This is a genomic window from Micromonospora sp. MP36, from assembly GCF_008119785.1.
Taxonomy (GTDB): Bacteria; Actinomycetota; Actinomycetes; order Mycobacteriales; family Micromonosporaceae; genus Micromonospora.
This window is the reverse complement of sequence record NZ_VSFA01000016.1, coordinates 100574-106618: the sequence shown is the minus strand read 5'-3', so window position 1 is coordinate 106618 and position 6045 is coordinate 100574. Positions and strand designations below refer to the sequence as shown.

At 71.0% G+C, this 6045-nt stretch carries 6 protein-coding genes; 3 read left to right on the top strand and 3 right to left on the bottom strand.

Features of this window, described 5'->3' with window-relative positions; genetic code table 11:
* Positions 1-229: 229 nt before the first annotated feature.
* Complete coding sequence (locus tag FXF52_RS15370) at positions 230-934, bottom strand: hypothetical protein (RefSeq protein WP_187413511.1); 705 nt, start codon at positions 932-934, stop codon at positions 230-232.
* A 220-nt stretch (positions 935-1154) separates the two neighbouring features.
* On the opposite strand from FXF52_RS15370, the gene FXF52_RS43870 reads away from it, so the two are divergent.
* The 3 genes from FXF52_RS43870 to FXF52_RS15355 all read left to right on the top strand — a co-directional run bounded on the left by FXF52_RS43870 (position 1155) and on the right by FXF52_RS15355 (position 4530).
* Complete coding sequence (locus FXF52_RS43870; RefSeq protein ID WP_187413510.1) at positions 1155-2303, top strand: sensor histidine kinase; 1149 nt, start codon at positions 1155-1157, stop codon at positions 2301-2303.
* A gap of 12 nt (positions 2304-2315) precedes the next feature.
* Positions 2316-2975, top strand: a complete 660-nt coding sequence (locus FXF52_RS15360; RefSeq protein ID WP_148797574.1) for a response regulator transcription factor — start codon at positions 2316-2318, stop codon at positions 2973-2975.
* 157 nt (positions 2976-3132) lie between these two features.
* Entirely contained in the window at positions 3133-4530 is a 1398-nt protein-coding gene (locus FXF52_RS15355; protein WP_148797573.1) for a hypothetical protein, read from the top strand.
* A gap of 75 nt (positions 4531-4605) precedes the next feature.
* Here FXF52_RS15355 and FXF52_RS15350 read toward each other — a convergent pair whose 3' ends face one another.
* Positions 4606-5466 carry an SRPBCC domain-containing protein gene (locus FXF52_RS15350; protein ID WP_148797572.1) on the bottom strand — a complete coding sequence of 287 codons (861 nt, stop codon included), beginning with the start codon at positions 5464-5466 and terminating at the stop codon, positions 4606-4608.
* Positions 5459-6019, bottom strand: a complete 561-nt coding sequence (locus tag FXF52_RS15345) for a helix-turn-helix domain-containing protein (protein ID WP_148797571.1) — start codon at positions 6017-6019, stop codon at positions 5459-5461. The genes FXF52_RS15350 and FXF52_RS15345 overlap by 8 nt, the downstream gene beginning before the upstream one ends.
* Positions 6020-6045 lie beyond the last annotated feature (26 nt).

The following is a 6045-nucleotide window of genomic DNA, read 5'->3' as shown; positions in this document are numbered from 1 at the left end:
GGTGACGTACGCGATGCCCTGAGACGCCGCCCACTCCTTCAAATTCATCCGATCACCATAGCACGCAAAAGAATGCTACAGACTACTCAATCGCGAGCAGTTGTTAACCCCCGGGCGACTGACCCAGCGCCCGCCGTCGACGGCACGGGTGGACCCGGACCGGGTCCACCCGTGCCGTTTCCGTTCGAGCCAGACCGTGCCCCCGGGCCAGCCGAGTGCGTGCCGGCGATCAGGCGACGTTCCCCCGTTCGCGTCCGGCGATGCGGACGCCGGCGACCACGAGGGGCAGTAGCAGCAGCGAGAACACCGCACCCATGACCAGGGTCAGGTGCACCGGGATGAACATGACGGCCGCGAAGGTGGCCACGAACGCGAACGTCAGCCACCAGCCCACCACGCCAGCGCGGGCCAGGCCGACGCAGATCAGCAGCAGCCCGAGCTGGGCGAACATGCTCGTTCCTCGCCACAGCGGCATGAGTCTGGCGCCGTCGACCGCGTCGGAGATGCGGACGGCGACCTCCAGCGGCAGCCGCTGGCCGATCTCCATCCGCCACCAGTCGTCCTTCACAGCGCCGGAGATGTTGAGCAGGCTGACGGCGGCGAGCAGCGTGCCGACCAATGTGAGCACCCGTCCCCGCGCGCCCCGGACCAGTCCGGGCACCGTAAGCAGGCCCAGCGCGCCGATCAGCGTGCCGTAGTGCAGCAGGATCGCGGAGAGCTGGGTCTGCCCGCCGTCGCGGGCGAGCGAGGTCACGTAGTCGGCGGTGGATTCGCTGGCCTGCGGCGGGCAGGTCAGCATGCCGGCGAGGAAGAGCACCGGACCGCCGATGAGTGCGCCCGCGCCGAGGCGGCGCAGCGTCGTCCGGCCGTGGGCACCGCCGCCGGTGTCCGTCGGGTCGGTGGTCATGCCGGCGCTGTCGATGTTGCTGATCATCGTCACTCCCTGTCGCGGGCCGCACTCGTGGCGGCCGATGTCGGGTACTGACGATGCCGGGTGCCGGCGCTCCGGCGCGTCCGTCGTGGCGCACCTGCCGAAGCCGCCCCACCAGCGGAGGTACGCCCCCACGGCGGGCACCGAACGGTGGACCCGGAGCCGGTCGGGGTCCACCACACGGCGGACGGCAGCGGCGGATCGGCGACCTACAGTGCCAACCATGACGCTCGCCCGGCTGCGCGATCCCGGCCTCATCCCGTTCGTCCTGGGGCCGCTGATCGGGGTGCTCGCGGTCGTGGAGACCACCCTGGATCCGTTCTTCGGGGACGCCGCGGTCGCCACCTGGGTGTCGGGCGTGCTCCTCGGCGGCGGGATCGTGCTGGCGCGCTGGTTCCCGCTCACCGGCACGCTGCTCGCCGCCGGCTGCTACCCGGTCGGGGCGCTGATCGGCGCGAAGGGCCCGGGCGGTGCGGCCATGATCGGGCTGATCGGTGTGGTCGGCTGGGTCGGGTGGCGGGAGCCGCCGCGACGGTCGTCGCTCGCCCTCAGCGTCGGGGCCGTCGCGCTCGCCCTCACCTCGGTGGTCACCGGCAAACCGTCCTGGGAGCTGCTGTTCGTCCCGGCGATCCTGCTGCCGGGCTGGTTCCTGGGGCTGCTCGCCCGCGCCAACGCCGCCCGCGCGGCCCAGCTCGCGGACCTGGCCGCGGCGCTGGCGGCCGAACGCGAGGCGAACGCTCAGGCGGCGGTGGTGCAGGAGCGGGCGCGTATCGCGGGGGAGGTCCACGACGCGGTCGCCCACTCGGTCAGCGTGATGACGTTGCAGTTGGGTGGGCTGCGCCGGCAGCTCGCGGATCGCCCCGAGCAGCAGGAGATCGTGCTGGGGCTCGAACGCCTCGGCCGGCAGTCCGTGGAGGAGATGCGTGGGCTGGTCGGCATCCTGCGGGAGAGCGGTACGGCCGGGGCCGCCGCCCCGCAGCCCACGTTGGAGCGGGCCGACGCCCTGCTGGCCGAGGTGGCGCGGGCGGGCCTGCCGGTACGACTACGGGTGGAGGGCGAGACGGTGCCCCTGCCGCGCACCTTGGACACCTCCGCCTACCGGGTGCTGCAGGAGGCGATGACGAACGTGCTGCGCCACGCGGGATCCGTACCGACGGTGGTGACCCTCTCCTACGCCCAGGACGGGGTCACCGTGGAAGTCGTCAACGAACCTGGTGAGGTTGCGCCGGCTCCCGCGCCCCGTGCTCGGGGCGGGCACGGCCTGGTGGGGATGCGTGAGCGGGTGGCGCTCTTCGGCGGATCGTTCGACGCGGGGCCGCTGCCGGACGGCGGCTACGCGGTGCGGGCCCGCTTCGCGGTGCCGGGCCGGTAAGGGGGACCGATCATGAGTGTTTCGGTGGTGCTGGTCGACGACGAGGCGATGGTCCGGGTCGGCCTGCGGATGGTACTCAGCGGTGAGCCCGACATCACGGTGGTGGGCGAGGCGTCCGACGGCGACCAGGCGGTCGACCTGGTCACCCGTACCCTGCCCGACGTGGTGCTGATGGACATCCGGATGCAGCGCGTCGACGGTTTGGAAGCCTCACGCCGGCTGCTGACGGCGGCACCGGACACGAAGATCATCGTGCTGACGACCTTCGACGAGGACGAGCACGTGGCGGCGGCGCTGCGAGCGGGAGTGAGCGGGTTCCTGCTCAAGATTTCCCCGCCGGAGCAACTCGTCGACGCGGTCCGGTTGGTGGCGGCCGGGCGCGGACTGCTCGATCCGGCGGTCACCCTGCGGGTGATCCGCGGCTTCGCCGCCCAACCGGCACCGGTCCCTCGTTCCCGCGAGTTCGACCAGCTCACCGCTCGCGAGGTCGACGTGCTGCGCCTCGTCGCGGAGGGGCTCACCAACGCCGAGATCGGCGGGCGGCTGTTTCTCGGCGAGGCGACCGTCAAGACCCACCTCTCGCGGGTGCTCATGAAGCTGAACCTGCGTACCCGGGTGCAGGCTGTCGTCTACGCCTACGAGCGGGGACTGGTCCGACCAGGAGAGCGGTGAACTGGACAAACAGCCAGCGAGCCCCCGCCTGTTGGGACGCGGCACCCGCGTTGTTCACCCGTACGTCAGTATTGACCGCCGATCGCTTCACCTCCTCCTCGTAGCGTCGCCGACGCGTCCGCGGTCGCGGACACACTCCGCTAGGAGGAATGCAACGATGCACATCTTTTCCAAGCGTCGCCTGTCGGCCGCCGCCATCGCCGGAGCTGCCGCCGTGGCCGTTGTCGGCGGCGCCGCGTCAGCGGCGCCGGGCGGCGCGACCGGCCCGAGCAGCAGCGACGCGCCGTACCTCGTCCGGCACACGCCAGGCGTCACGCTGACGTCGCTGCTCACCACCGGCGACTCGGTCGGCGGCTACCGGATGGCCGGCATCCCCGACGGCCTCGGGGCGTACGACAACGGTGATGGCACCTTCACTGTCCTGATGAACCACGAGCTCGCCAACAACGTCGGGGTCGCCCGGGCGCACGGCGGCAAGGGCGCCTTCGTCTCGAAGTGGGTGATCGACAAGAAGACCCTGCGGGTGCTGTCGGGCAGCGACCTGATCCGCAAGGTGTTCCTGTCCAGCAACGGGCAGTACGTCGACACGCCGGGAGCGGTGTTCAACCGGCTCTGCTCGGCCGACCTCGCCGCCCGGACCGCCTACTTCAACCCGAGCACCGGCAAGGGCTACGACGGCCGGATCTTCACCAACGGTGAGGAGTCGACCGGCGGGCGCGCGTTCGGCCACGTCGTCGAGACCGGCGAGACCTACGAGCTGCCCGCCATGGGCACCGCGAGCTGGGAGAACGTCGTCGCCAACCCGGCCAGCGGCGACAAGACCGTGGTGATGGGCACCAGCGACGGTGGGGCGGGCGAGGTCACGCTCTACGTCGGTGACAAGAAGACCGCCGGCAACCCGGTGGAGAAGGCCGGCCTCACCAGCGGCAAGAGCTACACCATCTCCGTGCCGGCCATGGCGGTAGAGGACAGCACCACGGCGTGGAGCAAGGGCTCCCTGCCCTTCACACTGTCGTCCACCGGCGGCACCTCGTTCGACCGGCCCGAGGACGGCGCCTGGGACCCGAACAACCCCAACGACTTCTACTTCGCCACCACGGCCAGCATGACCAAGCACAGCCGGCTCTGGCGGCTGTCGTTCGCCGACGTGACCGACCCGACCAAGGGCGGCACGCTCAGCATGGTGCTCGAGGGCCCGGCGGACCAGGCCAGCGGCCCGAAGATGATGGACAACATCACCATCAACGACCGCGGTCAGGTGCTCATGCAGGAGGACCCAGGCAATCAGGGCTACCTGGCCGGCGTCTACCAGTACGACATCGCCTCGGGCGCGGTGCGCCGAATCGTCGACGAGGACCCGGAGCGCTTCCTGCCCGGCGGCGCGTACTTCGACACCACTGACGAGGAGTCGTCGGGCATCATCCCGGCGCCGTTCCTGGGTGAGGGCAAGTACCTGCTGGACGTGCAGAACCACACCAAGTCCGCGGACCCGGAGCTGGTCGAGAAGGGCCAACTGCTGGTCCTGAACGTGGCCCCAGGCCAGCCGGTCCGGTAGTAACCGCACCGGGAACCCGGGCAGGCGCATATGTCGTCTGCCCGGGTCCCCGCGCTTTCCTGACCTGGCCGGTGCTCAGCTGGTCGCGCTGGCCGCCGGCAGTTCGTCGGCGAGCCAGATCGGCTGCCAGTCGGGCACCTCGTGGAAGCGGCGCAGCTCCGACAGCCCGGACACCGAGCCGCTCCACGCCGCGTACGGGGGGTTGGTCTCGTCGAAGCCGCTCTGCACGAAGGTCAGCCGGGTCTTCCCGGCGGACTCGGCCAGCTCCCAGGTGCTGACGCCGGTCGGTCCCCAGTCGACGGACATCTTGCGGCCCGGCTCCAGGTCGACCACCTTGGCCGCGTACCCGGCATCGAAGCCGCCCATGGCGTAGCGGCCGCCGACCCAGGGCTCGATGCCGATCGGGTATCCGAACCAGGCGCTGGCCTGCTCGGAGTCGGTCAGGGAGGTCCACACCCGGTCCATCGGGGCGTCGATGACCAGCTCACCGCGCAGGTCGGCGGAGGTGAAGTCGGTGCGGGGCAGCAGCGCCCGCCCCTCCAGGTGGGCGTTGAGGTTGGCCAGCGCCAGGCTCCACCAGGTCTGCAGCACACCGCGGATGGTGCTGCCGTCGAGCGCCTCGCTGAAGACGAAGTGGCTCTGCCGCAGGGTCAGCTCGGTGTGCTCGCCCTGCGGCGTCACCTCGAGCTCGCTGGTGGTCTCCACGCCGCCGAGCAGCCAGGCGAAGCGCAGGGTGTGGTCGTCGGCGTGCAGCAGCCGCTGGTGCGGGGCGTCGCCCTCGGGCGTGTAGCGGCCCCAGAACGCGTACCGGTGCGGTAGCTCGACCTCGGCGTGCTCGGCGAACCAGATGCGCAGTTCGGCGGGGTCGGTCAGCGCGCGCCACACACGCTCGGCCGAGGCGGCGAGCCGGACGCGGATGGTCAGCAGATCACTCATGGTTGTCGCCCTTCGGGTAGCAGGCCACGGCGAGCTTGAAGGCGTCTCCTTCGGTGCCGCCGTAACGGGTGAACAGGTCCTGCAGCGTCGACTGCAGGTCGTGCAGGAACTCCTGGCGCCGCTCGGCCGGCACCCGGATCTCGCCGGAGACGCCGATGGACGGCAGCTCGGGCGCGGTGCGGTCGAGGGCGGCGATGTCCGCCTGGACCTCCTCCATCAGGTCGAGCAGGTAGCCCAGGCTGAGTTCGTCCCGCGCCCGGCGTGACCCGCCGATCCGCCCGACGAGGCGGGGGGACAGCCAGTACGACCGGGCGACGGCCTGGTAGATGCCCTCGGTGATGCCGCGCACCCGCCGTTCGGACACCTGCTCGGCCAGCCCGGCCGCGACCAGCTGCTTGACGTGGTAGTAAACGCGCTGCGGCGTCTGCCCCAGCAGGCCGGCGACCTCGGTGCAGGTGCGGGGCTCGGCGAGGTGCCGCAGCACCTCGATGCGCTGCGGTTTGAGCAGGGCCTCGGCCTGCTCGCGCTCTTCCAGGTACAGGACGTCTCTCATGGCAAAATCAGTTTGTACGTACAAAA

Excerpts from the sequence above, each read along its gene's own strand:
- FXF52_RS15360 (WP_148797574.1), top strand. The coding sequence starts at position 2,316 with ATGAGTGTTTCGGTGGTGCTGGTCGACGACGAGGCGATGGTCCGGGTC.
- FXF52_RS15355 (WP_148797573.1), top strand. The coding sequence starts at position 3,133 with ATGCACATCTTTTCCAAGCGTCGCCTGTCGGCCGCCGCCATCGCCGGA.
- FXF52_RS15345 (WP_148797571.1), bottom strand. The coding sequence starts at position 6,019 with ATGAGAGACGTCCTGTACCTGGAAGAGCGCGAGCAGGCCGAGGCCCTG.
- FXF52_RS15350 (WP_148797572.1), bottom strand. The coding sequence starts at position 5,466 with ATGAGTGATCTGCTGACCATCCGCGTCCGGCTCGCCGCCTCGGCCGAG.
- FXF52_RS15370 (WP_187413511.1), bottom strand. The coding sequence starts at position 934 with ATGATCAGCAACATCGACAGCGCCGGCATGACCACCGACCCGACGGAC.
- FXF52_RS43870 (WP_187413510.1), top strand. The coding sequence starts at position 1,155 with ATGACGCTCGCCCGGCTGCGCGATCCCGGCCTCATCCCGTTCGTCCTG.